We start from the raw sequence: 417 nt of genomic DNA, 5'->3' as shown, positions 1-417 counted from the left end.
CGCATTGGTCGGGTCAGTAACGTTCGTAATGGATGTGCCCGCGCTGTTGCCCTCTCCCAGCACGCTCGCCAAATTTTGTATCTCGTTGGTGATGCTTCCGTCCACCTCCGTGAAGGTGCTGTTCACGATATAGGGGTCGCCTGTGGTGCCTGTGCCGCTCACACTGATGTCCGTACCGGCGTTGACTATGGTCTCCGAGCCATCGGCCGCGTTGGCCGTGATCTGCGTGTCCACGTAGTTCTTCGTGGCCGCGTCCTGCGCATTGGTCGGGTCCGTCACGTTCGTTATGGATGTGCCCGCGCTGTTGCCCTCGGAGAGTACCTCCGACAAGGTCTGGTCGTCACTGCCCAAGTTGGCCAAAGGTACCTGTAACGTACCGTTGCTGTCCTCTATCTCTAGGTTCGCCCCACTTACCTC

General features: G+C 59.0%; 1 protein-coding gene. It reads right to left on the bottom strand.

Annotation, left to right across the window (positions count from 1 at the left end):
* Window positions 1-417: hypothetical protein (locus EZV76_RS17135; RefSeq protein ID WP_201741892.1), on the bottom strand; the 417-nt coding region annotated here is incomplete at both ends.

Origin of the sequence: Flagellimonas alvinocaridis, from assembly GCF_004916895.1 — a bacterium.
GTDB classification, from domain to species: Bacteria; Bacteroidota; Bacteroidia; order Flavobacteriales; family Flavobacteriaceae; genus Flagellimonas; species Flagellimonas alvinocaridis.
Note: the sequence above shows the minus strand (reverse complement) of the source record. Positions and strands in the feature narration are given on the sequence as shown.